The organism is Allobosea sp. 05T438, from assembly GCF_056396025.1.
The window spans coordinates 1-26,131 of record NZ_JBFTKQ010000008.1; the positions used below are offsets into that span (position 1 = coordinate 1).

Here is a 26,131-nt window from a genome sequence, read left to right on the forward strand (position 1 = left end):
ATGTTGGGGAGACACGGATCGTAGCTGGCGGATTCCAGCCCTCCGCGAGGGTTCTGCGGCATGCAGCAGGCTTTCGTCGCATCCGCCTCGCGCTTCGGGGCGAACCAGTCGGACGTCCACTCCCAGACGTTCCCGATCATGTCGTAGAGACCGTATCCGTTGGGCGGAAAGGCCCTGACGGGCGACGTGCGGGCGTATCCGTCGAGCTTGTGATTGACGGTCGGAAACGATCCTTGCCCGTCCATTGCCCATAGTCCCGCTGGTCGGGCACGAACTCGGCAAATGTGCGATGCCCGATCGCCGCCACGAACTCGGCAAACTGTGCGTTGGTGACAGGGGTCTCGTCGATGAAGAAGCCCTCGACGCTGACACGATGGGCCGGCTTTTCTTCGGGGTAGCGATGATCCGAGCCCATCCAGAAGATTCCGGCTCGCACGAAGATCATGCCATCTCGCGCACGCTCCGATGACGCATCCGTCTGAGCCGTCTCTGCCTGCATAGCCAGCCTTCCCGTCAACCTACATCAAGAACGCCAGCACACTCGTGAGCCGACCGGACGACGCCGTCACTGCCCGGATAGAGCTGCGGCCTCGGCTGGGCGCGCATCGGTCGCTGCAGACACGATCGCGGCCCGATCGGCAGGCGGATTCCGTTGCGCGCATTTCGTGCATGGGCAGCCTGCTCGTCTTGCCATTTCGCGCCAATCGGGACCGGCTACGCTCCGCCTCCGCCGGTCGCGAATCCCCCCGACGTTCGGCCCTGTGAAAAGCGTCGATCCGGTGATCGCAGCGAGGTCCGATGGCTGATATCCCTTTGACGCGCGGCCAGTTCCTGCTGCCCTTCGTCAGCATCCTCGACGATATCGGCGCTCCGACGGAGACGCTTCTGGAGAGGTCGCGGCTGCCATCGTCCCTGGCCGAAAAGAGCGATCTCTGCCTGCCGCTCCTGCCGGCGCTGCGCTTCGTCGAGACGGCCCAGAGAAGCCAGGGCATCGAGGATAAACGCACATGTCCCGGCACGCCGCGCAGGATGAAGAGGTCCGAGAGGACGTCGATGACATCGCTCGACCTGAGCCTGCGATCGATGCGGATCGCCAGGCATTCCCGGGTGAACTCGTCGATCACGCCTGCGAAAACGCGAAGCGTTTGTCGCGAGCATGCGAAACTTCCGGCCATTGTGCGTGCGATCCTCGACAAAGTCGGACGACCAGACATGCATTGGCCGCGGCCGCACACAGGATCCGTCGTTCAGCCAGAGGCGCCCCTTCTTCGGCTGCTTCTGAGGCGCTTTGAGCCCTTCTCGCCGCCAGATCCGCTCGACGCGCTTGACGTTCACCGCCCAGCCCGCCGCGTGCAGCAGGGCTGCGACCCGCTGATAGCCGTAGCGCCCATATGAGGTGGCGAGCGCGACGAGCAGCCTCCGCGAGGATCGGTTTCTCAAGCGTCAGGTCCGAGACGGGCTTGCGCAGCCGCTCGTTCTCCTTCTCGAGGTCCTTCAATCGCTTCAACTGGTTGCTCTTCAGGCTGCCGTACTCCTTGCGCTAGCGGTCGTCAGTATGGCCCGGGTCGCTTGTGCTATCGGGCACCCCCGGGACAACAGCCTATCGACCTGCCCAAGCTTCGCGACGATCGCTTCCGGCTTGTGCTTCCTCTGCGCCGTCGCGGCATCTGGTCCTGTCCTGGAAACCCATCGAGGCCACGTGCCATTCTTGGGACATCCGGAGCCGCGAGAAGGACGGATGTCGTGCCGAAAAAAACGACGATGCATCGAGCGAACCCGGGCCACTCAACGCGGCAAGCCAATCCTTGCCCGCTCTGCGACGACGTCTCGCAACGCTGCCATGACAGACTGGGCCGGAAAGGAAGGCTCCGTATCCGTGCGGATCGTCAATCCTACGGGTCCGTTCGTGTCGTCGGTATCGACTGGCAGGACCGCGAGGGTGCCACTTGCGGCATCCTCCGCAACAACGCCCTCGGAAATGACCCAGATCGCATCCGTTCCGAGAAGGTAATTGCGGGCGAAGGCGTCGGAGACGGTCTCGATGACGCCGCCGGAAGGGTTGATCGTCCGGGCAATAAAATAGCGTTCGACGATCGGGTGAATGACGGAGCCCGGGGGAGGGACCAGCAGCTGGTAATGTCCGACATCCGCGATGTCGAACTGCTCATCTGCCAATAACGGATGCCCGGGGCGAACCGCCAAGGCAATGCGCTCTGAATAGAGATACTCGAATGCCAGGCCACCCATCGCTTCGGGGGAGGCCATTCGCCCGACCACGAGGTCGATGTCGCCCAGACGCAGTTGCGAGATCAGGACATCGTTCGATCCAGTAACGATGCGAAGCCTCAGGTTTGGGAGATGTTGCGACAGCTTCGCCAATGCTGCAGGCAGAATCCGTGCAGACACGGTCGGCAGCGCGCCGAGCGTGAACGCGGCTTGCTCTCCGCCGGCACCCTGGGCGACGGTCCGGATGCCTTGCTTCAATGCAACCAGGCTCGAGGTTGCGTAGCGCAGGAAGATGTCGCCGACCGGCGTGAGCACCATCGAACGACGTTTCGGCTCGAACAAGGCGGCGCCAAGAGCATCTTCCAATTCATGGATCGTTTTCGAGACCGCCGGCTGGCTCAAGCCCAGAACGGAGGCCGCCTTCACGGCGCTTTTCAGGCGGGCGACCTCGATAAAGCAGGAAAGGTGGCGAAGCTTGACGCGCCCATCGAGCTGAAGCGATCGACTCTGGCTCATTACAATAACCTGTGGGTTATCTAAGGATTTAAAAATGCCATTTAACATAATCAATCAAATGACGCATGATATTGAGACTGTCGAAACGCAATCAGCTTCGGGCGCGTCGATGATCGTGGCCGCGTCCCGCCGATTGCGTTGCCGGCACGTTCGCTGAAGCTTGTTTCCCAGCATTTGAAGGAGCACGTCCATGCCTGACGGGCCAGACAGGTTTGCCAAGGGCATGGCGACCCGTCGATCTGTTCTCGGCGATCGATATGTCGATGCTGCGGTGGCAGGCACGGATGCGTTTACGGCCGATTTTCAGGCTCTGATCACCGAAGCTGCGTGGGGCACCGTTTGGTCGCGCGACACGATCAGCAAGCGCGAACGTTCGATGCTGACGATCGCCTTGCTGGCCGCCCTCGGCCATCACGACGAGGTCGCGATGCATGTCAGGGCGACACGCAATACCGGCGCCAGCATTGAGGATATCAAGGAAGCGCTGCTGCATGTCGCGATCTATGCCGGCGTGCCGGCAGCCAACCATGCTTTCAAGATCGCAAGGGCGACGCTCGCCGAGATGGCCGAAGAAGCTGCGAGATGAACCGCGCCGGGTCTTGCCTCCGGGCTCGAAACGGCGGTCCCTGAATTGAGCAGGATCAAGATAAGCGAGCGGGAATTGTCGCAGGATGACGACGTGCTGCGGCAGCAGCTCATAGGGAGGGGGCGCTCGGATGCGCAATGAGAATTCGACCTATCAGGGAGGTTCCTTCTACCAGAGGGACCGCAGTTGGCATCCGCCGGCTTTCACCCCGGAATACAAGACCTCGGTGTTGCGGTCGCCCAAGCATGCTCTGCTCTCGCTCGGCAATACGCTCTCCGAGATGACCGGGCCGGTCTTCGGTCACAATATGCTTGGGCCGCTCGATAACGACCTGATCCTCAACTACGTCCAGACTGGTGAGCCGATCGGGCCTCGCATCATCGTGCACGGCCAGGTTCTGGATGAAGATGCGCGTCCCGTGCGCGGCGCGCTGGTCGAGTTCTGGCAGGCCAATGCCGGCGGCCGCTACCGCCATAAGAAGGAAAGCTACCTAGCCGCGATCGATCAGAATTTCGGGGGATGCGGGCGCACGATTACGGATGACGAAGGGCGCTATTGGCTCCGAACCATCAAGCCCGGCCCTTATCCCTGGCCGAACGGCGTCAACGACTGGCGCCCGGCACATATCCACTTCTCGATCTTCGGCCACGCCTTTGCCCAGCGCCTTATCACCCAAATGTACTTCGAAGGCGACCCGATGATCTGGCAGTGCCCAATCGTGATGGGGATTCCGAGCCGGGAAGCCGTCGAACAGCTGGTTGCGGCGCTTGACCGGCAGGCGACGCTGCCGATGGATACCATGGCTTACAAGTTCGACATCGTTCTGCGCGGACGGCGCTCGACGCTGTTCGAGAACCGGATGGAGGGCAACTGATGGTCCAGCCGTTTCGCCGCCTGAAGGAAAGCCCCTCGCAGACCGCCGGCCCTTACGTTCAGATCGGAGCGACTCCGAACTTTTGCGGCATTGAAGGGGTCTTCCCGCACGATCTCGGCTCGCAGCAACTTTCGCCCAAGGTAAGGGGGCAGCGCATCGTCGTCACCGGGCGCGTGCTCGATGGATCGGGGACTCCGGTCAAGGATGCCCTCATCGAGATTTGGCAGGCCGACGCGCGGGGGATTTATGCTGGGCCTGGGGAGTGCAGAGGTGAAGCCGATCCCGAATTCCCCGGCTGGTTTCGCCAGCCCGTCGATGGCGCGACGGGCGTTTATCGCTTCGAGACGATCAAGCCCGGTATCGTGCCCTATTTCGATGGCCGCCCGATGGCGCCGCACATCACCTTCTGGATCGTAGCGCGCGGCATCAATATCGGTCTGCATACCCGGCTCTATTTCGGCGACGAGGCCGAGGCTAACGCCGCCGACCCGATCCTCGCACGCATCGAGCATCGTTTCCGGGTGCCGACATTGATTGCGACTCTCGATGATGCAGATGCCGTCCCGACTTACAGGTTCGATATTTGCCTTCAGGGAGAGAACGAGACCGTTTTCTTCGACATCTGAGGCGGCCGCCATTGCCCGGTGCCTCAGTGAGCAGAGATGGAATGAGCGAGGCGGAGGGCAGGCCACCTTGCTCCACGCGCTCTGGCAAGCACGGCAGCGCTCCCCGGGAGGGATCTGCCATGGCGCTGCGCACCATGGGGCGCGCTGATGCTCGTGCTATCGTGCCTGCGTCGGCGGCTCTGGCCGCCGCATGACGGAGCTGTAGAGCTCGTCGTCGAGTGGCGCTCGGCTATAGACGTTGTTCACGCGCACGACCTGGCTGAGCATCTCCAGGAACTTCTCCCGCTCCTCATGGGGGAGGGGCGCCAGGATGCGCTTCTCGCAGCGGTCTATGAGGGGAATGACCTTCTTGAGGGTCGCCTTGCCTTCCGGGGTGGCATTGAGCAGCTGTTTGCGCCGGTCGGTTTCGGAGCGTTGACGGGTAATGAGGCCCTTCTCTTCCAGCCGGTCCAATACCTTGACGAGCGTGGTCCGGTCGAATGCGATCATGCTCGATAGCGTCGCCTGATCGATGCCGGGCACTTCGGCGATGATGTCGAGGGCAGCGTACTGCACCGTGGTCAAGCCCAGCTCCTTCGTCTCCTCCAGAAAGATGGCGACCGCGATCTGGTTGAGGCGCCGGATCAGGTGCCCCGCCCGGGAGTAGAAGACTTCAAGCGACATGTTTGCCTCAGCCCCATCGGCTCGGTGGGCAATCCTTGCCCCGTTTGCATCTCAACCGATAGCAGACGCAGTTCGGGCCGGGCAATGATATTTAGGTCGTGTACATATAATTCGTATGCATATACAATTTCATTGCGCCAAGGACCCTCCGTGCCTATGGCGGTGGAGGAAACGAACATGAAAATCTGCCGTTTCAATGAGGGGCGCATCGGCCTGGTGAGGGACGATGCCATCCATGACATCACCGCCGAGGCAGCGGCCCTGATGGCTCAGGTCGAGGGTGTAGGCGACCCGTTCATCCGCTGCCTGGATGCGCTTGCAAGGGAGATCGCGCCCAAGGCCGACCAGTTTCCCGTGCTGCGGCTCCAGGATGTCGCGCTTCGCGCGCCGGTTGCCGCGCCCGGCAAGATTGTGGCCGCTCCCGTGAACTACCAGGCCCATATCTTCGAGATGCAGGCATCGAACATCTCGCCTGGTCACAACATCCCCGATATCGCGCGCGCCGGGCTCTTCCTGAAGGCGACGTCTTCGCTGGTGGGGGCGGGCGATGGCATTGCCATACGCTTCCCCCAGCGCCGGACCGATCATGAGATCGAGCTTGTCGCGATCATCGGCGCAACGGCCTCAAATGTCACAGAAGAGCGGGCGCTGGATCATGTTGCCGGCTATTGCATGGGGCTCGACATCACGCTGCGCGGAACCGAGGACCGCAGTTTCCGCAAATCCATCGACAGCTACTCGGTTCTGGGTCCCTGGCTGACGACGCGTGACGAGATTGCCGATCCAGATGCCTTGACCATCACCCTTCAGAACAACGGCGACCATCGCCAGACGGCGGAAACGTCGGATCTCCTGTTCGGCGTCCGTCGGTTGATCGCCTTCGCATCGAGCTTCTACACGCTCTACCCGGGCGATGTCCTCTATACCGGTACCCCCCAGGGCGTCGGTCCGATCGTCCCCGGAGACCGCTTGCTCGCCAGCTGCCCGGAACTCGGGACGATGAGCGTGGCTGTTCGCGCCTTTGCTGCTTGAGCGCGGCGCGCCGCTTGTCAGATGCGGTAGGCCTCTGCCGTTGCAGGATGAAACAATTCCTCGACTGTCACGCGGCGCGCCGAAAGTCCCTGGCGGTGATGGTGGTCCAGGAAATTCTCGAGCACATGCCGGTTCGCCGCGACGCCATAGGACCAGAAATCGCTGCCGAGGAGATCGCGCGCCGCTTGCAACTGCTCTTCGACGAAGGGCAGGGTGATTTTGGTGGCCGAAGTGTCTGAAAGCTGGCCAAGGGCCATTGCCTTCGACTGTTCAAACGCCTTGAGGCAGGCGGCCGGCAGCCAATCGTGATGCTCCACGATATCGCGGCGGATTCCGAGCAGGTGCATGATCGGAAAGATTCGGGTGCGGCGATAGAAATCCGACGCAGCGGCGACGGGATCGGCGAACAGCCGGGCGACATTCGGGTGGCCGCGGTCGAAGCAGGATGGTGCTCGCGGGCCGATGAAGGCATCGATCTCGCCGGCTTCGAGCATCGCATTGAGCGATTTGCCCTCTGGCGCGGCATCGATTCTGATCTCGGGCGGCAGCTCGATCTTGATCTTCTCCGGACGGCCCGACGTTTCGATGCCACCGCGTATCCAGTGGATGTCGGCCGGCTTCACGCCGTAGTCATCCTCCAGCAAGGCACGTGCCCAAACGCAGGCCGAGAGCTGGTATTCCGGCAGCCCGATCCTGCGCCCTTTCAGATCCTCGGGCGCGGCGATGCCGCGGTCGGTGCGGATGTAGATCGAGGTATGACGAAAGGCGCGCGACAGGAACGCCGGCACGGCGACATAGGGACTCTCGCCCCGTGAAACTTTCACGACATAGCTCGAAAACGACATCTCGCTGATGTCGAACTCGGCATGTCGGAAGGCCCGAAAGAAGATCTCTTCCGGCGACAGCGTCATGAAGACGGGGTCTACCCCATCGATCTGCACGCGGCCGTCGATCAGGGGCCGATTTCGGTCGTAATCTCCGATCGCGACGGAGAGTTTGAGTTTTGCCATAACGTTCCTCCGGGATTTTGTGCGCTGGTCAGGCGAGCGGGCGGGCAAGCCGGTAGGCGTCGTCGATGAGCTTGACGGAGCGCCAGCAGTCTCGCACCGAGACCAGCGGTGGTTTGCCCGCTCGCCAACGCGCGAGCGCGTCCTCGAGCGCTGTGTAGGAGGGGTTGCGCGGGGGCATGCCGTCCAAGCTCTCCTCGGAATCGCCCAGCACGAGCCGCATCGCTCCGTCCTTCGACATCAGCAGCGCATTGCGGCCGCAGATTTTCCACTCGCCATCAGCGCCATCGAGAAAGCGGTCGCGGCTGGGAAGCGCCGACGCGCCTTCCGCCGTGCGGCGCGGATAGGCGTTTCCGGTTTCAAGCGTACCGAGGATGCCGCTCGTCGAGCGGAACGTCACCGAGGCATAATCCTCGACCTTCTCGCCAAGGGCGCGGTTGCTGAGCTGGGCGGATTCGATCTCAAACTCTTCGCCGAGCAGGTCGAGAAAGACATCGAAGCCGTGAGTCGCGAGGTTTCGCAGGCAGCCGCCGCCCGATTGAGCCGGGTCGAGCATCCATGACGAGTTCCACCGTCGGTAGCGCTCGGACGAAAAGCGGTTCATGCGCACATAGACGTGGGAGAGCGGGCCGAACGCGCCGGCATCCAGCAATGCGCGTGCTTTCGAGTGAAACGGCGCGAAACGCTGGACCATGGGAACGGTGGCGAAAACGCCATTGGCCTCGGTCTTGTCCGCGATGCGCTCGACTTCGATGGCATTGAGGCCCATTGGCTTTTCCATGAGGAACGGAATCCGCTCCTCGGCGAGAAACAGGGCCACCGCGGCCATGTCGCAATGGCGTCCCAGCGCGAGCACGAAGTCCGGCCGCGTCTCCGCGATCATCGCCTTGTAGTCGGCGAATACGGGGGCGCCTCCGATCTCGCCGGCGCGATGTGCGGCGATTGACTGATCGGCATCCTGGACGCCGACAATGCTCACGCCCGGCATCGCCGCGAACTGGCGCAGATAGGCCGGGTCGTAGATGGCGTGCCAATGGCTCACCCCAATGGCAGCAATGCGAGTTGTCATCCGTTCCTCCATATGCGTCGATTTGCGCTTATTAATGGGATGTGTACCAATCACTTTTCATCAGCGCAAGCCCACGAATTTTCCGTTCTACGTTATTTTGCCTTTTGATTTCAGCGCATTGGAACAAAATTGGCACGCGGACAGGGGACTCTTGACATATAGGATGTATGCTGATGATCTGTGCGCAACATCAAGAGTCGACGAGCGGCCTGGTTCAGATTTTGGAGGATCTTCGGATGGCACATGAAGCTGAAGCGAAGCGCGACGCACGAGAGACGGCGATCGGTGACGCGGCCGATCTCGTCGCGACGCTCGAAGCGTCGAATGTTCAGCCGCTTTGGGACCGCTACAAGCGGCTGAACACGCGCGAGCCGCAATATTACGAGCCGATGATCTGGCACTGGGAGATGATGGAGAAGTTTGCCGACCGCGCGGCGAACGAGATCAGCATGGAGGAGGCCGAGCGCCGCGCCCTGCTGCTGACGCATCCCGCGTTTCCCGGCACGGTTTTCACCACTCCCACGCTCGCCGGCGGCGTGCAGATTCTCGAACCCGGCGAGGCCGCTCCGGCCCATCGCCACACGCTTGCTGCGCTCAGGCTCGCCATGATCGGCGACGAGGCAGTGACCGTCGTCGACGGCAAGCCGTGCCCGATGAAGCCCGGCGACCTGATCCTGACGCCGGCCTGGAGCTGGCACGAGCATCATCACAACGGCAAGAACCGCGCGGTCTGGTTCGACGGTCTCGATTACCCGCTCGCGCGCCAGCTCGGCACTGTATTCTTCGAGGTCGGCCCCGGCCCGGTGCCGGAGCGCGGTCTTGCCCATATGGATGACGGCTCGCTCGCCGAAGGCGGCATCCTGCCCGAAGGTGACGGCAAATGCGTGCCGTATTCGCCGCTCTACCGCTATGCGTGGGAGCGGGTCTCCAAGGCGCTTGAAGCAATGACGCCCTTTGCCGACGGCTCGCGCAAGATCCGCTATCTCAATCCAGTCGACGGCGGCCCGGTGATGCCAACCATCGACTGCTTCGCCCAGCGCCTTGAGCCCGGCCGCAAGACGACGGCCATGCGCACCACGGCCACGGCGATCGTCGTGGTCATCGAGGGCGAGGGCGAGAGCAAGATCGGCGACAAGACGTTCCACTGGAAGCAGCACGACTGCTTCACCCTGCCGCGCTGGCTCTGGATCGAGCATCTCGCGACGCAGGGCCCGGCCACCTTGTTCCTGATGACGGATCGTGAACTCACCTCGCGCATCGGCCATCTGCGCGAGGAAACGCGTGACTGAGCCCTTGGGCCGGCGCTGCCAAGGAGATGGATGCATGACCGACACCACGCCTGAAGTCCTGATCATCGGCGCCGGCATCGGCGGGCTGACCTTTGCGCTCGCGCTGCACAGAGCCGGCATCTCATGCCGGCTCTATGAGGCGGCGCCGGAGTTCAAGCCGCTGGGCGTCGGGCTCAATCTACTCCCGCATGCGATCCGCGATCTGGCGGAGCTCGGCCTGCTCGATCAGCTCCTGGCCAAAGGCATCGCGACGCGCGAATACTGCTTTTACACCAAGCATGGCCAGCTTGTTTACGAAGAGCCGCGCGGCCGGCAAGCTGGCTACGACGTCCCGCAGGTGTCGATCCATCGAGCCGATCTGCATGATGTTCTCGTGGGCGCCGTCCGCGAACGGCTTGGGGACGATGCGATCGTGATGGGCCGCAAATGCGTCGCGGTCGACCAGGATGACGACAGCGCCATCATCAGCTTTCTGGACGGAGCCACGGGCCAGCCGCTGCCGCCGGTGCGGGCTCCGATCGCGGTGGCCTGCGATGGCGTTCACTCGGCCGCCCGCAAGCAGTTTCACCCGGAGGAAGCAAAACCACGCTACCAGGGCACGACGCAGTATCGCGGCGCAACCCGGTGGACGCCGTTCAAGACTGGCGCCAGCATGGCCTATGTCGGCACTTACGAAACCGGAAAGCTGATCACCTATCCGGTGCGCGACAATATCGACGGCAAGGGCGGCCAGCTGATCAACTGGGTCATCGAGGTCGCCCGTGACGACGAGCCGACCCGTGACTGGAACCGCCAGAGCCGGGCCGAGGAGTTCATCGACGGCTTCGAGCATGCGACGTTCGACTGGCTCGACATTCCCGCGATGCTGCGTGGTGCCGACGTCATCCTCGAGTATCCGATGCTCGATCAGGACCCGCTGTCATTCTGGACTGTGGGCCGGATCACGCTGCTCGGGGATGCGGCGCATCCGATGATGCCGCGTGGTTCCAATGGCGCCGCTCAAGCGATCATCGACGCCAACACGCTCGCAGAACTCCTGGAGAAGCGTTCCGACCGGCTGGAAGCTCTGAAGGAATACGAAGCGATCCGCCTCGGAGCCACGTCGAAGGTCGTGCTCGCCAATCGCGAGGTCGCGCCCGACGCAATCCTGCGCGTCATCGAGGAGCGCACGGGCGGCAAGCGGTTCGACAGAATCGAGGACGTTATTTCACATGACGAACTGGTTGCGTGGCAGGAGCGCTACCGCAAGGTCGCAGGATTCAGCACCGAGGATATGAAGAAGCCGCGGCAGCTGGTTTAGACGCGCAAGGCGCGACAAGACGCCGGCGAGTTGGAGGAACGATCCCATGTCCTTGTTGGGCAATGCCGCCGTGGCGATCTGGTGCGACCTGGAGCCGGGCACGGAGGCCGCACATGACGTCTGGCATTCGCAGGAACATGTCCCGGAACGTCTCGGAGTACCGGGCTTCCTGCGTGCGCGGCGTGGAATTTCCGCTGCGGCGGGCTCTGGCCAGCGCTTCGTGCTCTACGAGATCGACACGCTGCAGACCCTGACGTCCCCCGCCTATCTCCAGTGCCTCAACAATCCGTCCGCCTGGACGACGCGCACCATGCCGACCGTGCGCAAGCTCAGCCGCACCGCCTGTCGCGTGTCGGCGAGCCTCGGTACAGGCGCGGGGAGCTTCCTGCTCACAGGCAGATTTGCGGGGCGGGAAGGGATAGAGGCGGACATTGCTCGGCTCGCCGAACGGCTGCCTGCCATCGCCAACCTGCCCGGCATTTCAGGAGCACATCTGCTCGCATGCGAGGCTGCCGGCACGCGCATGGATACCGCCGAGCAAAGGCTGCGGCGGGGGGCGGATGATCAAGCCGATTGGATCCTGGTCGTTGAGGCCTATGATCGCGCGGCCCTGGACATGGTGCAGGCGGGGGAGACCCGCGCAGCAGCACCGCACGCTGGAGAAGCCGGCAGCAAAGCTGCCTTCAGCCGCTTCGAGATCAGCTTCGTCATGGTGCCCGGCGATCTGCCGGTCAGCGAGGTAATCAAGGAGGCGGCCGTAAGTCACGCCTGAACGGTTCGCCTGCAGTTCAAGAATCGGCAAAAGCCGCCAATCCTCGGGAGGGTATAATGAAGATCAATCGACGCGCTGCGCTCATCGCGGCCGGATGCGCACTCATGCCAGGCTGGGCTGCCAGCCAGTCGTTTCCGTCTCGTCCCATAATCGTCATCGTGCCGTTTCCGCCGGGCGGCATTGCAGATCAGACGATCCGGCTCGCGGCCGAGAGGGTATCGCTCAGCATTGGCCAGCCCGTGATCGTCGACAACAAGCCGGGCGGGGGCGGGCAGGTGGGGGCGGCGGCCGTCAAGTCAGCGGCGCACGACGGCCATACGCTGTTCCTCGCCAATGTCGGCACCCACGCGATCAACGCTTCGCTGTACAAGAAGCTGTCATATGATCCGGTCGCGGACTTCACGCCGGTGGTCCAGATGTTCTCCTTCCCGCACCTTCTCGCGGTGCCGGTCAACAGCCCCTACAAATCCGTCGCGGACCTTGTGGCGAAGGCCAAGGCGGATCCCGGCAAGGTGACCTTCGCGTCTCAGGGCGTCGGCTCGGGAGGACATCTGCTCGGCGAGATGTTCAAGTCCGGGAACAAGATCGACATCGTGCACGTGCCTTACAGGGGAACGGCGCAAGCCATGCCGGATCTGGTAGCCGGCCGTGTCACCTTTATGTTCGACGGGATTCCGGGAGCCGGGCCGCAGGTTCTGGACGGCAAGCTGCGCGCGCTCGCCATCACCGATTTCAAGCGCTCTCCCTTGATGCCCGACGTGCCCACCGTGGCGGAAGCGGGCTATCCGGGCTTGGAACTCAATGCCTGGTTCGGTCTGGTCGCGCCGACGGGAACACCCGAGCCGGTTGTGGCCAGGCTCAGGGAAGAGTTCTCCAAGGCGATGAACGATCCGTCCGTCTCCGAGAAGATCGGCAAGTTCGGCGTGAACATCGAAACCGGTACGCCGAGCGAGTTTGCGGCCTTCATGGCGGCGGAAACCAAACGCCTCGGCGTGATCGTCAGGGAATCCGGCGCGCAGGCCGAGTAGCCGCGACGCGGGTCCGGGGAGATTCGGGCACGTCTCGCAGCAAGCTCTTGGAGTGTGAAACATGCGGATAGCAATCACGCAAAGCTGCGTCGCCGGCCTGCTTTTCGCGTTGTTCGGCGTGGCAGGGCTTTGGTTCATTCGTGATCTCGGCGTCGGCTCGGCGCTGCGCATGGGGCCAGGGTATCTGCCCAAGCTCATGTGTTGGCTCCTGATCGCATCCGGGGCGATTATCGCGGCAAACGGTCTTGTCAGGGGCAGCCCCACAATCGGGCGCCTTCAGCTTCGGCCGGCTGCCTGCATCGTCGGCAGCATCGTCGCCTTCGCCCTGCTGATCGATCGCGCGGGCCTCGTTTCTGCGACTTTCGCGGGTGTCACCATCGGCGCGCTGGGCGGGCACGAGTTCCGTCTGCGCGAGGCACTGCTTCTGTCGGCCGGTCTGGCGGCGTTGTTTTCGCTCGTGTTCGTCTACGTGCTCGGTCTGACAATCAAGATCTTCCCGTTCTGAAGGGCGTGGCGATGGAAATCTTCGATAATCTGGTGCTTGGGCTCGGCGTCGCGATGACGCTGGAGAACCTCCTGTTCTGCTTCATCGGAGCTCTGCTCGGCACGTTGATCGGCGTACTGCCTGGCATTGGTCCAGTCGCGACCATGGCGATGCTCCTGCCGATTACCTTCTACCTGTCGCCGACCGCCGCCCTGATCATGCTGGCGGGAATCTATTACGGCGCGCAGTACGGCGGATCGACCACGGCCATCCTGGTGAATATTCCGGGAGAGGCGACCTCCGTCGTCACTGCGCTCGATGGCCATGCGATGGCGCGTAACGGGAGGGCCGGCGCGGCATTGGCGGTCGCGGCGCTCGGTTCCTTCTTCGCCGGCACGGTCTCGACGCTGCTGATCGCTATCGCCAGTCCGCCGCTGGCCCGGGTCGCTCTGGAGTTCGGGCCGGCCGAGTACTTTTCGCTGATGATCCTGGGCCTTGTCGGTGCTGTCGTTCTTGCCCAGGGCTCTATCCTCAACGCCATCGCGATGACGATCCTCGGATTGCTGCTCGGGCTGGTCGGTACGGACCTCAATACCGGCGACCCCCGCATGACTTTCGGCGTGCCGGAGCTCATGGACGGCATCGGCTTCATGCCGATTGCGATGGGCATGTTCGCCGTCGCCGAGATCATCATCAATCTCGAAAAGAAGCAGAGCGCGACGCCGAGCAGCGTCATTGGCAGCCTGATGCCGACGAAGGAGGAGTTCCGGGCCTCTGTCGGACCGGTTCTCCGAGGCACGGCGCTCGGTTCGGCGCTCGGCGTGCTTCCCGGCGGCGGCGCGCTGCTCGCTTCCTTTGCTGCCTACTCGCTTGAAAAGAAACTGGCCAAGGACCCTTCACGTTTTGGCAAGGGGGCGATCGAGGGGGTGGCGTCGCCCGAATCGGCGAATAACGCCGGAGCGCAGACGTCCTTCATCCCGATGTTGACGCTGGGGATTCCGTCCAATCCGGTCATGGCGATGATGCTCGGCGCGCTGATGATCCACGGCATCGCGCCGGGGCCTGGAGTGATGACGAGCCAGCCCGCGCTATTTTGGGGCCTCATCGCCTCGATGTGGGTCGGCAATCTGATGTTGCTCGTCATCAATCTGCCGCTGGTCGGCATTTGGGTCAGGCTGGTGATGGTGCCCTACCGGCTGCTCTTTCCATCGATCCTGCTGCTCTGCGCGGTCGGCGTCTACGGCGTGAACAATTCGGCGTTCGAGGCGGGCTTGACCGCGCTGTTCGGCATCCTCGGTTACGTCTTCCACAAGCTCGGCTGCGAGCCGGCACCACTGTTGCTTGGCTTCATCCTCGGACCGATGATGGAGGAGAACCTGCGGCGCGCGCTCATCCTCTCGGCAGGCGATCCCGTCGTGTTCCTCACCCAGCCGATCAGCCTGGTGCTCCTGCTGATTGCGGCGGTCCTGCTCGCCCTTGTGATCCTGCCAAACTTCCGGACAGGCCGGGAGAAGGTGTTCCAGGACGCCTGACAGTCCTGGCTGCGGCCTGTGCAGGCCAGTCGAGCGCTCGATGTTCCCCGTCTGCCGCGATGTGCAACGATCTCTCTGGGCGTGTGGCGGCTCCGCGACATGCCCCTGCCATCGTGACGGTTACCGATCGTCCGCGCCGGCTCCCCTGCATAGGCGAGCACTGCGGTTCGGCGGGCATGACATGCTGATCGGAGGGCCGCTCGTAGCCGGCTGCTGGCGGCTTGGTCGCCGGTGTCCATCGCCGCGTTCGCAGCGCGGGCGTCTCCGGCGGAACTGTCGTGATTGAGGCTGCGGGCAGCGACATCGATGTCGCTACTCGCAGTCGATTCCGACGCGACATGCAGGATCCCCGTGCCACGAGCCGCTTGGCTCATGCGGGCGTCCGGTGTTCGCATCATGTCCGTGATGCCGCATGCCAGCCGTTCCACCGGCGAAGGCATGTTGCCGACTTCGGGCATTCCGGGATGCCCGACGCCGTCGAGCATGACGAGGATGCTCGTCTCCTATCGGCATCGAGGCGGGGCCGTCGATGTGCCGGCGAAAATCCCGGAGGTGTTCGAAGATGACGGGCAGCCCTTTCCATTTGAGGAAGGCGGCCAGGGGCCGACGCTTCGATGACCGCGCCGGCCGGGTGCGAGATTACCCCGCAGACGATGACAAGGAGCAGGTGACTGCCGACTTTGTCGATGTCGTTCGCTGCCCTGGCCGTAATGGATCGCGCCAGATCGGGGCGGAGGTGCGGGGCCCCGTCGAATGGTTATTTCAGGGCGGCCAAGCCGGCAGCGGCAATCTTGCCGTCTTCGTCAGACTGCGCGCCCGATACGCCGATTGCTCCAATCGTAACGCCGTCCTTGACGATGACGAGGCCGCCTTCGAGCGGAACGATGCCGCGCAAGGCGAGTAGCCGGACACCCAGCCCGCCCTTGGCCAATGCGTCTTCCGAACCCTTGGTGTTGCCGCGATAGAGGCAAGCGGAGCGCGCCTTATCCTCTGCGACGGCGATGCCTCCGAGGTTGGCATTGTCGATCCGATGCAAGGCAACAAGATTGCAGCCGGAATCGACGATCGCCACCGACACCAGCCAGCTATTCTTTTTGGCTTCTGCCTCGGCTCCGGAGATCATTACCTTGGCCTGTTCGAGGGAGATTGGCGCTCCATAGGGTGCGCGCTGCGCTTGGGCCGCACAGGGAACAGCCAGCGCGAGGGCTAGGGACGCAGCGAGGGTGAACTTCATTGTAGGCTCCTGGACGGAAGGTCGGATAACGAAGAGCGCGCGCTCACTGCCGCTCCGCTCGGTCGACCAGGATTTGTCCGCTCCTGACCGCAACTCGACGGTACTGAGGGGCGGAATCGCCGACAATCGTCGGAACTGGAACGCATTGTTCCAAATATGGGTGGATGAGGGTGTGAATGCTTGATCTCAACGACCTGTATTTCTTCGCGCAAGTCGTCGACCATAAGGGCTTCACGACTGCCTCGCGGGCGCTGGGTGTACCGAAATCGAATCTCAGCAGGCGTATCCTCAGGCTCGAAGAGGCCCTCGGGGTTAGGCTGATCAATCGCGGCTCGCGCCATTTCGTGGTGACGCAGATCGGCGCCGAATTCTATCAGCGCTGTCGCGCAGTTGTGATCGAGGCCGAGGAAGCGCAACAGGTCGTCACGAGGAGGCTGGCTGAACCCGCTGGCCGGGTGAGGTTCAGTTGCCCCACACTGCTCGCGCAACATGTGATCGCGGGGCTCCTGCCGCGCTTCATGCGCGATCATCCCAAGGTTGAAATCGTGGAGCGCCTTGTCGGCGTCGATTCAGATCTGATTGACGAGGGTTTCGATCTGGCACTCCGGGCGCATGGCGAAGCGTTGCCGAGCTCCGAACTGATCCAGCGGGTCGTCTGCGAAATTCAACTCATTCTTGTTGCAAGCCCGGCTTTCCTGACGCGGACCGGCCGACCGCGGGAACCGGAAGACCTGGAGGGCCGGGATGGGTTGGCCCGCAACGTGCTCTTCGAGGGACAGTCGTGGCGCCTCGAGCATCGCGATGGGCGCATTGCGACGGTCGGCTATCGCCCGGTCTTCTTCAGCAATGATTGGCTGACGCTTCGCGAAATCGCCGGCCAAGACTTTGGCGTCGCAGCAATCCCGGCTTATGCCTGCCGCGAAGCGATCGCGAGCGGATTGCTCGAACGCGTACTTCCCGACTGGCGCGCAGATCGCGCCACGCTCTCCATCCTGACACCGTCGCGTCGCGGCACTCTGCCGGCGGTGCGCGCGTTCTTGGATTTTCTGCTGAAGAACATACCCGCGGAGATCACGGTGTGATCGCGCTACGGCGTCGTCCTGCCCCCGGAAATCGATCCGGGCCGCGTGCCATTTCTCGGGCATCCTGAGCCGCAAGAAGGACGGATGTCGTGCCTCGGCCCCGATTTACGGACAGGCGAACCGCCTTTGCCCATCGCCAGGCTATTATTCTCAAATCAGTTTCATAACGTCCTTATAGAGACTGTCGACCGCGTAGCGTTCAGACGTAATTCCCTGTCGAAGGCAGTATGCCATCATCTTTTCAAGGGATGATTGCATTGTTGCGGCTCCATTGATGTTCGGTGTATCCGGGTCTCCCGGAGCGGCATCTGCGCTCCGCGCGAGGAGCCTCAGGATCTCCCGAACCGCGTCCGGCTCATCCGCGACGAGCTGGTCGGATACGACCGCGACATGGTTGATCTGGTAATAGCCGAAGCGCCGATGCCAGGCCTCGGGATCGCGAGGCAGGCCATCGTCGATGACGGAGTTGAGCCCGGCACGTTCGTTGGGCACGAGGAGCGCGGCATCGAGCTCTCCCGTCAGCAGCATCTCTCGAAGTCCGGGTGCGGCCGGAGCGCGCCGGACCGTCGCCGGAGGATTGGCCGAGGGCAGATGCGGCTCCTCGACCGTGACCCATTCGATGGCGTCCGCCGGGACGTCCCAAAGTTCATCAAGCAGGCCGCGGACCCAGGCGGGGCTGGTTTGCGCATAGGCTCTGACGCCGATGCGCTTGCCGGCGAGCTGCGTGGGAGAAAGGTTCCCCCGGCGCTGGTCGTGGACGAGGGCGGGGTGCTGAACGCGGTGGTTGAGCGTGACCGGCAGCAGGCTGAGAGGCAAACCGGCCTCATACGCCTGCAGGAAGGTCACCAGGGCGAGTTCGCCGAATGCGAAACCGGGGTCGTTGAGGAATTGCTTGAAGCCGTCCTGGATCGGCCGGGCCTGGACATAGGAAATGTCGAACATGTCGGAGCGCAGCGCGCCGCTCTTGAGCGCCTTGGTGCGCGGCGTGTCATCCAACAGCGCTTTCAGCACGGGCCGCGACCGCGATGATGTGGAGATCATGATTGTCTGGACTCCCGTTTGAACGCTGGGTTGCTAGGTCGAGCTGCGCGCGTGCACGAGGCTGGTTTCGCGATCGATCCTATGCCGCGAACAACACGGCTCCGTCCGAGGGGACCCAGAGATAAACTTTCGAGGACGCGACGTCGGCGTGCGATTCCACCTTCGCGATCGATCCGGCGACCTCGAGCTCGTATTGGAAGCGGGCGCCCAGATAGCTGCAGGACAGCACGCGCGCCGACAGAACTGCACCATCCTCGTCCGGTCGCTGTTCCTTCGATTGCAGCAACCGCATCCTGTCCGGGCGAACCGAAATGCGAACCGAACTTTCGAGCGGCAGATTCCTGTGGCTCTTCAGGCGCAGGAACTGGTCCTCGCCGATGCTTACGACGTTGCCGTTGGCGGTGTCGTTCCCGACGATCCGGCCCGGGAAGAAGCTGCTGGTGCCGATGAAGTCTGCCACGAACGGGTCGGCGGGGCTGGCGTAGATCTCCTGCGGGGTGCCGATCTGGACGATGCGGCCCTTGTTCATGACCACGATCCGGTCGCTGAGCGCCAGCGCCTCGCTCTGGTCATGGGTGACATAGATCGTGGTCAGCCGGACCTGATCCTTGAGTTGGCCGAGCCAGACGCGAGCGCGTTCGCGCAGCTTGGCGTCAAGATTGGAGAGCGGTTCGTCGAGGAGCAGGACGTCCGGCTTGTAGACCAGCGTGCGGGCGAGGGCGACGCGCTGCTGCTGTCCGCCGGAAAGCTCATGCGGATAGCGATCGGCATAGCTTTCCATTTCCACGAGGGAGAGCGCCTGGGAAACCCGCTGATCCCGCTCGGCGCCCCTGACTCTCCTGAGCTTGAGCGGAAAGGCGACATTGTCGCGCACGCTCATATGGGGCCACAACGCATAGGACTGGAAGACGAGCCCAAAATTGCGCTGCTCCGCCGGCAGGGAAAAGCCGTTTTGCCCATCGAACAGCACAGTCTCGCTGGTGCTGATCGAGCCCTCCGTTGGCTGGTCGAGTCCCGCAACCGCTGCAAGGGTCGTCGACTTGCCGCAGCCCGATGGGCCGAGAAGGGTCACGAACTCGCCATCGGCGATGTGAAGATTGAAGTCGCTGAGGGCCGTGACGTCGCCGAAGCGCTTGGTCAGTCCTTGGATGATGAGCTCAGTCATAAAGCTTGACCTTGAAGAGCGTCCGCGCAGCGAAGATGAACAGCACTGTCAGCAGGATCTGGACCGTCGCCAGAGCCGACAATGTGCCCATCTCGCCGAGGACCCAGTATTGCAGGAGCGTCGTTCCGATGACCTCGCTGCCGGGCGCGATCAGGAAGATGGCGATCGAGTATTCTTTCAGGAAATGGATGAAGAGGATCGCGAAGCCCGAGAATATCGCCGGCTTGATGAGGCGCAGGATGATCGCCCGGACCGCCGTCAGCCAGTCCGCGCCGACGACGCGGGCAGCGCGGTCCAGGTCCGGGCCGATCTGCAGGAGGGCAGGCGAGAGGCTCGCGAAGGCAGTGGGGATATAGCGCATCGTATAGGCCACCATCAGGACGACGATGCTGTTGCGGAGCCAGCCGAGCGGCGGGATGAAGACCATCGCATAGAAGAAGCCGATGCCGGCGATCAGGCCCGGGATCGCGCGCGGGAACAGTGCGACATATTCAAGCGCGCGCCGGAATTGGAAGTCGGAGCGGTGAACGACGAGGGTCAAGGCGGCGATGAAGGCAATCGCGACAGCGCTGCCGACGATCGCGATGACGAGGGTATTGCCGATTGCCCGGAGATTGGCCTCCGATGAGAAGACCGCGCCGAAATTGTCGAGCGTCAGGACGTCCGCGAGCGGTACGAGCGGGCTGAGGAAGCGCGTAAAGGCGCGCAGCACGAGCACCCCGAGGGGAAGCACGATGAACAGAGTCGTGTAGGTGAAGAGGAAGCCGAAGGCGATCCAGCGCATCGCGCCGAGATCGAAGAGCCGCTTGCGCGATGCCTTGCCGCCGACGGTGACGTAACGGCGCGCATTGCGCAGCATCCGTCCTTGCAGGAAGACGAGGATGGACACGATGATCAGGAGAAGCGTCGCGGCCGTCGCAACCAGGCCGTAGTTCGGGCGCGGGGCCGCCACTCCCTGCGAATAGAGATAGGTCGTCAGAAGCGTGATGCCGCCCGGCTCGCCGAAGATGAGGGGGATCGACAGCATCTCCAGGGAGCTGGTGAAGCTGAGCACGCTGCCATAGAGGATCGCCGGCGTGAGCAGCGGCAAGGTGATCGAGACAAGCGTGCGCACCGCACCCGCGCCGCAGCTGCGTGCTGCGTCTTCGAGGGCGGGATCGGCGAGCTTGGTCGAGCCCAGGCAATAGAGCGCCGCCAGCGGTGATTGCGAGATGCCGGCGACGAGCGCCATGCCGCCCAGCGAATACAGGTTCCAAGGCTGCTCGCCGACAATCCCCTGCACCCACAGGGTGATGTAACCGGCCGGTCCGTACATCAGGAACCATCCGAACGACAGGATGAGATGGGAGATGAACAAGGGCCAAAGCAGCATGCTGCCGAAGAGGCGCCTCCCCGGCACGTTCGTGCGGCCGATCAGGACGGCGCTGACGACGCCCAAGAACTGCGACACGACCGTCGAAATGAAGGCGAAGACCAGCGTGTTGTAGATGATCGTGCCGAAGCCTTCCGAGCCGAACAGGTCAAAGTAGTTCTTGATGCTGAGCTGCGCCTGATCGTCGTAGAGCGGCCGGTCCAGCACGGACTGGTACAACAGCGGCAGGATCGGCCCTGCGACCAGGACCAACGCCATGACGGCGATGACATATTGCAGGATGACGCTGCGCGCGGGGTGGTTCGCCAGTCCCGATGCGAGTCCGGTCCGGCGCTGCATCGCGCGTGCGTCGAACACGGGGATGTCTAGGTGGCTCATGACGGTTCCATTCGTTTCGTACCGTCGGTCAAGCGCGGTTGGCTTCGCGCCATTTCCGCACGAAGGATTCGTGATCGCTCACCAGACCGCGGTCGTAGTTGACCAGGATCGTATTTCCCGAGCCGATTTCCCTTTCGATCTGCGAGAAGGTCTCGGCGCCGCCGACGCTCTCTGACGTGACAGACGGTCTGACGGGCGTGCGCGAGCCTGCCGCCAGCGCCCTCTGCCCGGTCTCCGACAGCATGAAGTCGAGGAGCAGCTTCGCCGAATTTGGACGGGCCGACTTGATGGGAATGCCGAGGCCGCGGAAGACCATCGGCGTGCCATCGCTGATGTAGCTCATGCCGACAATGCGCGCGCGTGCCGGATCGCGGACCGCGGTGCGGGCGGCCGACGATCCGCAGAAATAGGCCAGGACGTATTCGCCGGTGGTCACCTTCTCGACCATCGGACCAGCCGAGCGTTCGAACCGCGTCTCCGGCCCGAGCGTGCGGTACCAGTCCCAGACCTTGTCGCCATGATGCTTGGCGAAAAAGTAGTGGGCATTGTAGCCGTAGGACGTCAGGTTGGCGCTGTAGCTCGTCAGCTTGCGGCGAAATATGCCCGGGTTGGCCTTCACCTTCTCGACAAGGTCGGCGAAACTGGTCGGCCAGAGCTTCTCGGGCAGAAGCGCCTTGTTCCAGAGGAAGACGAGCGGGTCGAGCGCGGCGGTATAGAGCCCCGGGCTCGGCAGACTCCAGACCGGATAGGCACTGGCCTCGGGCGACGCGTAGGCCAGGATCTGCTTGCGATCGATCATGTCGATCCAGGCGTCGGGCGCCACGGTGACGATGAGATCCGCCGTGCGGCTCCCGGTCGCGGATTCCGCGAAGTAGCGCTCCATCGCCTCGTTGGCGTTGATGTCCAATGTCTGGACGGAGATCCAGGGATACGCCGCCTTGAAGGCCTCAAGCGTCGGGCGCCATTGGCCCGGCGACATATTCGAATAGGCGATCAGATCCGGCTCGCCACGCGATGCCTCGATGATCTTCGCATAATCAGGCGGATAGTTCGCAGCTGCGCTCTGCGCCGTAGCCCTGGTCGTGGACATGGCCAGTCCGGCTGCACCCATCTGCAAGAAACAACGTCTGTCCATCATTGGTCATCCTCCCGTTTTTTTATCGTTGGAGATGTCTAGTCGGATCGGTGAGCTTATCGCTCCTTCGCGGAAACGTATTTCAGGCCTGCCCGCTCGAGTGCAGGTCTCATCGCGTAGATATCGAGGCCCAGTTCACCGGCCGCGAGGCGGGCACGTCTTTCGCACTCGCCGGCGATACGTTTGCGGGCCGCAATGAGCACTGCTTCGGCGCGCGGACGCGGCAACACCAGGACCCCGTCGTCATCGGCCACGACAACATCGCCGGGCTGTACCTGGGTACCGGCGCAGACCACCGGAACGTTCACCGATCCCAGCGTCGCCTTCACCGTGCCGCGTGCGGAGATCGCGCGGGACCAGACCGGGAATCCCATGTCCGTCAGCGAGCTCACGTCGCGGACGCCGGCGTCGATGACCAGCCCTCTCACGCCGCGAGCCCGAAGGGAGGTCGCAAGCAGATCGCCGAACATCCCGTCGGTATTTGCGACAGTGCAGGCGACCACGAGGATGTCGCCGGGCTCGCATTGCTCGACGGCGACATGCAGCATCCAGTTGTCGCCGGGCTGTGCGAGGACCGTCACCGCGGAGCCGGCGATCGAGGCCCCGGCAAAGATCGGCCTCATCGACGGGTCCATCAAGCCCGGCACACGGCCGGCTGCCTCATGCGACGTGGCGACGCCACACGTGCCGAGTTCGTCGATGACTGCTCCGTCGGCGCGTTCGATATCGGTGACGACGACGCCGAGTTCACTCATGCGAAGGCCTCCACAGCCTCGGGATATGCGGAACTGTAGGCCTCGCCATAGGTCATCGGCTGCCCGGAGTTGCGCCCACCCTGCATGCCGCGATTGAGGGCCACGCGCTCATAGTAGTCCCAAAGATGCCGCTGGGCCGGCAGCGCCTCGAAGGCCTTGCGTTTCACCTCCCAGACGTCGGTGATGTTGAGAATGCGGTCGGGCCGGAAGCCACATTGCTCGGGCTGATGCGGTTCAAAGGCGTAGAGCTGAGGTGCATTGTAGCTGACCGATGGGCCCGGCTTGTGACCGGCCGCCTGCGCCACGATGCGGGCCTCGCGGGCAAAGCGGGCGGCCTCTGGATGGTCGACATTGTAAGGGTCGGCATCTGCGTGCGTGAGCACGAAGGAGGGCTTGAGTTCACGATAGATGTCGATCATCCGATCGAGCATGGCCGAGGTCAGATGCAGCGGGTAATCGCCGGCGTCGAAAAACTCGATCTCGGCGCCGAGAACCGCCGCAGCAGCCTCGGCCTCGACCTGACGCGCGCGTTTGCAAGCTTCGAGCGTCATGCCCGGTTGTTTCCATGCGCCCTGACTTTCGCCGCGCTCGCCGAAGGAAAGGCAGACGATCTTCATGCGCACACCTCGGCGGGCATGCAGGGCAATCGCGCCGCCGGCGCGCCATACGAAATCGCCGGGGTGGGCGCTGACCACCAAACCGCTTGCAGGCGCCGTCATATCTCGTTCCCCAATGCTGTTCCGCTTGGATCGGCTGAAGACAAAAGCGAGCTGAGTTCGGCGCCTGCGATCACACCCGCCTGGTTCATGCGGGCGATCTCGTGGGGCGTGTAGCCGATCTCTGCCAGGATCTCGGCGGTATGCTCGCCGAGCTTTGGCGGCTGGCGCTCGATGCCGGGGCGCTCGCCATTGAAACCGACGGGCAGGGCAGGCAGGCCGAAGGTCTCGATATCCCCGGTGAGCTTGGTCACGGCGACATCGAGCAAGCCTCCGCTGGCGGTCAGATGCGCGTCGGCGAAGAGATCGGTGGGCTTGCCGACGGGCGCGAAGGGGATCGATGCCGCTACGCAGCGTTCCTCGACCATTGCCCGGTCATGTGGGAGGAGGGCTTCCTGAATGCGTGGCAGCAGCCAGCTCCGCTCGGCATTGCGCAACGCATTGGTCGCCAGGCGCGGATCGCCGGCGAGTTCCTGCAGGCCGAACATCTCGATGAAGCGGCTCCATTGCATATTGCTGGTCACGCCGATGAAGACCTGCTCATCGCCGGCGACGTCGAACACGTTGTAGATGGCCCACGCCCCGTGCCTAATCGGCATCGGGCGGGGATCGTTGCCCGTCGCGGCAAAACCCGCCATGTGCGTCAGCATCAGGAAGGCCCCGGTTTCGAACAGGGCACTGCCGATCTTCTGCCCCTTGCCGGTGCGATCGCGCTCCGGCAGTGCTGCCAGGACGGCGGTGACCCCGAAGATTCCGCCCAATATGTCAGTGATCGACGAACCGGCCCGAAGCGGTCGCCCAGGCGGGCCGGTCATATAGGCGAGGCCGGTCTGGAACTGGATGACCTCGTCGAGCGCTGGCCGCTTCTCGTAGGGACCCGCAAGAAAGCCTTTCAAGGCAAGATAGAGCAGACGTGGATTGACGGTTCTCAGGTCTTCGTAGCCGCAGCCCAGCCGCTCCATCGTTCCCGGACCGTAGTTTTCGATGACGACATCCGCGTCGGCGGCGAGGCGATGAACGGTCTTGCGCCCCTCCGCGCTCTTCAGGTCGACCGCGAAGCTGCGCTTGTTGCGGTTGAAGCCCGGAAAGAATCCAGCGCCAAAGCCCGGCAGGCTGCGGGTGTGGTCGCCTTCCGGCGCTGGCTCGATTTTGACGACATCGGCACCGAGATCGGCGAGCAGGAGGCCCGCCGTCGGCCCCATGATCATATGGCTGAATTCGAGGACCTTGAGCCCTCGCAACGGCTTGGCGGACATCAGGCGGAACCTCGCAGCGCATCGAGCGAACCGGCATGGATCAGTTCGCTGGGGAGGGTGTGGCCGACGATGGCCTCGGCCATCCGCCCCACCTCGATCAGGGCATCCAGGTCGACGCCCGTCTCGACGCCGATTTCGTGGCAGAGAAGGACGAGTTCCTCTGTGCTGATGTTGCCGGCCGCGCCCTTCTGGCCCGCAAAGGGGCAGCCGCCGAGTCCTCCGACCGTGGAGTCGAAGAAATCGACACCCATTTTCAGGCCTGCATAGGCGTTTGCTACCGCCAGGCCGCGGGTGTCATGGAGATGGAGCGTGATGCGCTTGTCCGGCCATTCCGATCGAACCTCGCCGACAAGCGCCTCGACGCGCGGCGGCGTCGCCCAGCCCATCGTATCCGACAGGGAAATACGCTCGATCTCGACACCGGCTTCGGCGGCCACGGCAAAGCCATCCTTCAGGGTCGCGATTACCCGCTCGCGCGGCACGTCTCCCTGATAATTGCAGCCGAAGGCAGCCATCACGCCGACCCGCTTGACCGGGACACCGCGGGCGATGTGGAGAGCCGTCTGCTTGCGGCTGGCCTCGACCTGTTCAGCGTGGCTGCGATTGAGATTCTTGCGCGTGAAAGCTTCCGAAGCYGTCAGCGAGATCGAGCCGTAGAGCGTGAGCCTGTCACCGGCTGCGAGCGCTCGGTCGAGACCTTTCTCGTTGAACCACAGCGCCGTGTAGCTGACGCCGTCCTTCGGCTTCATCTGGGCGACGACTTGGTCGGCGTCGGCCCAGCCGGGGACGACCCGCGGATTGACGAAAGAGCAGACCTGGATGCGCTTGAGGCCGGTCTCGGCAAGCGCCTCGATCAGCCGAACCTTGTCGGCTGTTGCGATCGGACCCGGCTCGATCTGAAAGCCCTCGCGCGGGCCTTCCTCGTGTATCTCGATGGAGGCTGGAAGATCAGCCATAACCCCGAAAACCTCCCGAATTTCTCAGCGGCCAGAG

Annotated in this window: 25 protein-coding genes and 2 pseudogenes; 12 read left to right on the plus strand and 15 right to left on the minus strand. The window is 63.4% G+C overall.

What is annotated here, in order from left to right:
• From AC1DIN_RS16965 to pcaQ, 3 genes and pseudogenes are all read right to left on the minus strand, one after another.
• Positions 1–445: pseudogene (locus AC1DIN_RS16965) on the minus strand (formylglycine-generating enzyme family protein); the annotation flags it as partial.
• 541 nt (positions 446–986) lie between these two features.
• Positions 987–1,629, minus strand: a pseudogene (locus AC1DIN_RS16970) (IS3 family transposase); the annotation flags it as partial.
• Between the two features lie 156 nt (positions 1,630–1,785).
• Entirely contained in the window at positions 1,786–2,742 is a 957-nt protein-coding gene (gene pcaQ / locus AC1DIN_RS16975) for a pca operon transcription factor PcaQ (protein ID WP_476810630.1), read from the minus strand.
• 190 nt (positions 2,743–2,932) lie between these two features.
• Between pcaQ and pcaC the strand changes: the two genes are divergently transcribed.
• The 3 genes from pcaC (at position 2,933) to pcaG (ending at position 4,828) form a co-directional block, all read left to right on the plus strand.
• Positions 2,933–3,328, plus strand: a complete 396-nt coding sequence (gene pcaC, locus AC1DIN_RS16980) for a 4-carboxymuconolactone decarboxylase (protein ID WP_476810631.1) — start codon at positions 2,933–2,935, stop codon at positions 3,326–3,328.
• 130 nt (positions 3,329–3,458) lie between these two features.
• Entirely contained in the window at positions 3,459–4,202 is a 744-nt protein-coding gene (gene pcaH, locus AC1DIN_RS16985) for a protocatechuate 3,4-dioxygenase subunit beta (RefSeq protein WP_441472682.1), read from the plus strand.
• The gene (pcaG, locus tag AC1DIN_RS16990) at positions 4,202–4,828 is read left to right on the plus strand and encodes a protocatechuate 3,4-dioxygenase subunit alpha (RefSeq protein ID WP_476810632.1); all 627 of its coding nucleotides are present in this window, start codon (positions 4,202–4,204) and stop codon (positions 4,826–4,828) included. Before pcaH ends, pcaG begins: the two co-directional genes overlap by 1 nt.
• Before the next feature lie 156 nt (positions 4,829–4,984).
• Here pcaG and AC1DIN_RS16995 read toward each other — a convergent pair whose 3' ends face one another.
• Positions 4,985–5,491, minus strand: coding sequence for a MarR family winged helix-turn-helix transcriptional regulator (locus tag AC1DIN_RS16995; protein WP_441472684.1), 507 nt, complete (start codon positions 5,489–5,491; stop codon positions 4,985–4,987).
• 177 nt (positions 5,492–5,668) lie between these two features.
• On the opposite strand from AC1DIN_RS16995, the gene AC1DIN_RS17000 reads away from it, so the two are divergent.
• Positions 5,669–6,523 (plus strand): fumarylacetoacetate hydrolase family protein, encoded by an 855-nt coding sequence (locus AC1DIN_RS17000; RefSeq protein WP_476810633.1) that lies wholly within the window; start codon positions 5,669–5,671, stop codon positions 6,521–6,523.
• Between the two features lie 17 nt (positions 6,524–6,540).
• On the opposite strand, the gene AC1DIN_RS17005 is transcribed toward AC1DIN_RS17000, so the two are convergent.
• Both AC1DIN_RS17005 and AC1DIN_RS17010 read right to left on the minus strand, forming a co-directional pair.
• A complete protein-coding gene (locus AC1DIN_RS17005) occupies positions 6,541–7,533 on the minus strand; it encodes an ABC transporter substrate-binding protein (protein WP_476810634.1) in 993 nt (330 codons plus the stop codon).
• Positions 7,534–7,561: 28 nt separating this feature from the next.
• Positions 7,562–8,599, minus strand: a complete 1,038-nt coding sequence (locus AC1DIN_RS17010) for a Gfo/Idh/MocA family protein (RefSeq protein WP_476810635.1) — start codon at positions 8,597–8,599, stop codon at positions 7,562–7,564.
• Positions 8,600–8,835: 236 nt separating this feature from the next.
• On the opposite strand from AC1DIN_RS17010, the gene AC1DIN_RS17015 reads away from it, so the two are divergent.
• From AC1DIN_RS17015 to AC1DIN_RS17045, 7 genes are all read left to right on the plus strand, one after another.
• Complete coding sequence (locus AC1DIN_RS17015; protein ID WP_476810636.1) at positions 8,836–9,888, plus strand: cupin domain-containing protein; 1,053 nt, start codon at positions 8,836–8,838, stop codon at positions 9,886–9,888.
• 34 nt (positions 9,889–9,922) lie between these two features.
• Positions 9,923–11,188 carry a flavin-dependent oxidoreductase gene (locus tag AC1DIN_RS17020; RefSeq protein ID WP_476810637.1) on the plus strand — a complete coding sequence of 422 codons (1,266 nt, stop codon included), beginning with the start codon at positions 9,923–9,925 and terminating at the stop codon, positions 11,186–11,188.
• 46 nt (positions 11,189–11,234) lie between these two features.
• Positions 11,235–11,960, plus strand: coding sequence for a hypothetical protein (locus AC1DIN_RS17025; protein WP_476810638.1), 726 nt, complete (start codon positions 11,235–11,237; stop codon positions 11,958–11,960).
• Positions 11,961–12,064: 104 nt separating this feature from the next.
• Positions 12,065–12,988 carry a Bug family tripartite tricarboxylate transporter substrate binding protein gene (locus tag AC1DIN_RS17030; protein ID WP_441472691.1) on the plus strand — a complete coding sequence of 308 codons (924 nt, stop codon included), beginning with the start codon at positions 12,065–12,067 and terminating at the stop codon, positions 12,986–12,988.
• A 61-nt stretch (positions 12,989–13,049) separates the two neighbouring features.
• Positions 13,050–13,493, plus strand: coding sequence for a tripartite tricarboxylate transporter TctB family protein (locus tag AC1DIN_RS17035; RefSeq protein WP_476810639.1), 444 nt, complete (start codon positions 13,050–13,052; stop codon positions 13,491–13,493).
• A gap of 11 nt (positions 13,494–13,504) precedes the next feature.
• Positions 13,505–15,004, plus strand: coding sequence for a tripartite tricarboxylate transporter permease (locus AC1DIN_RS17040; protein WP_476810640.1), 1,500 nt, complete (start codon positions 13,505–13,507; stop codon positions 15,002–15,004).
• Between the two features lie 396 nt (positions 15,005–15,400).
• On the plus strand, positions 15,401–15,622 hold the full coding sequence (locus AC1DIN_RS17045) for a hypothetical protein (protein WP_476810641.1): 222 nt from the start codon (positions 15,401–15,403) through the stop codon (positions 15,620–15,622).
• 139 nt (positions 15,623–15,761) lie between these two features.
• On the opposite strand, the gene AC1DIN_RS17050 is transcribed toward AC1DIN_RS17045, so the two are convergent.
• On the minus strand, positions 15,762–16,238 hold the full coding sequence (locus tag AC1DIN_RS17050) for a GlcG/HbpS family heme-binding protein (RefSeq protein WP_441472695.1): 477 nt from the start codon (positions 16,236–16,238) through the stop codon (positions 15,762–15,764).
• Positions 16,239–16,414: 176 nt separating this feature from the next.
• Here AC1DIN_RS17050 and AC1DIN_RS17055 point away from each other — a divergent pair, with 176 nt between their 5' ends.
• Entirely contained in the window at positions 16,415–17,320 is a 906-nt protein-coding gene (locus tag AC1DIN_RS17055) for a LysR substrate-binding domain-containing protein (RefSeq protein WP_441472696.1), read from the plus strand.
• A 150-nt stretch (positions 17,321–17,470) separates the two neighbouring features.
• Here AC1DIN_RS17055 and AC1DIN_RS17060 read toward each other — a convergent pair whose 3' ends face one another.
• The 8 genes from AC1DIN_RS17060 to AC1DIN_RS17095 all read right to left on the minus strand — a co-directional run bounded on the left by AC1DIN_RS17060 (position 17,471) and on the right by AC1DIN_RS17095 (position 26,094).
• Positions 17,471–18,331, minus strand: a complete 861-nt coding sequence (locus AC1DIN_RS17060) for a type 2 periplasmic-binding domain-containing protein (protein WP_476810642.1) — start codon at positions 18,329–18,331, stop codon at positions 17,471–17,473.
• Positions 18,332–18,440: 109 nt separating this feature from the next.
• A complete protein-coding gene (locus AC1DIN_RS17065; RefSeq protein ID WP_476810643.1) occupies positions 18,441–19,526 on the minus strand; it encodes an ABC transporter ATP-binding protein in 1,086 nt (361 codons plus the stop codon).
• The gene (locus AC1DIN_RS17070) at positions 19,519–21,276 is read right to left on the minus strand and encodes an ABC transporter permease (protein ID WP_441472699.1); all 1,758 of its coding nucleotides are present in this window, start codon (positions 21,274–21,276) and stop codon (positions 19,519–19,521) included. The genes AC1DIN_RS17065 and AC1DIN_RS17070 overlap by 8 nt, the downstream gene beginning before the upstream one ends.
• A 28-nt stretch (positions 21,277–21,304) precedes the next feature.
• Complete coding sequence (locus AC1DIN_RS17075) at positions 21,305–22,366, minus strand: ABC transporter substrate-binding protein (protein WP_476810644.1); 1,062 nt, start codon at positions 22,364–22,366, stop codon at positions 21,305–21,307.
• A 101-nt stretch (positions 22,367–22,467) separates the two neighbouring features.
• On the minus strand, positions 22,468–23,166 hold the full coding sequence (locus tag AC1DIN_RS17080) for a 4-carboxy-4-hydroxy-2-oxoadipate aldolase/oxaloacetate decarboxylase (RefSeq protein ID WP_476810645.1): 699 nt from the start codon (positions 23,164–23,166) through the stop codon (positions 22,468–22,470).
• Positions 23,163–23,885 carry a PIG-L deacetylase family protein gene (locus AC1DIN_RS17085; protein WP_476810646.1) on the minus strand — a complete coding sequence of 241 codons (723 nt, stop codon included), beginning with the start codon at positions 23,883–23,885 and terminating at the stop codon, positions 23,163–23,165. Before AC1DIN_RS17085 ends, AC1DIN_RS17080 begins: the two co-directional genes overlap by 4 nt.
• Complete coding sequence (locus AC1DIN_RS17090; protein WP_476766747.1) at positions 23,882–25,138, minus strand: CaiB/BaiF CoA transferase family protein; 1,257 nt, start codon at positions 25,136–25,138, stop codon at positions 23,882–23,884. The genes AC1DIN_RS17085 and AC1DIN_RS17090 overlap by 4 nt, the downstream gene beginning before the upstream one ends.
• Complete coding sequence (locus tag AC1DIN_RS17095; RefSeq protein WP_476810647.1) at positions 25,138–26,094, minus strand: hydroxymethylglutaryl-CoA lyase; 957 nt, start codon at positions 26,092–26,094, stop codon at positions 25,138–25,140. The genes AC1DIN_RS17090 and AC1DIN_RS17095 overlap by 1 nt, the downstream gene beginning before the upstream one ends.
• Positions 26,095–26,131 lie beyond the last annotated feature (37 nt).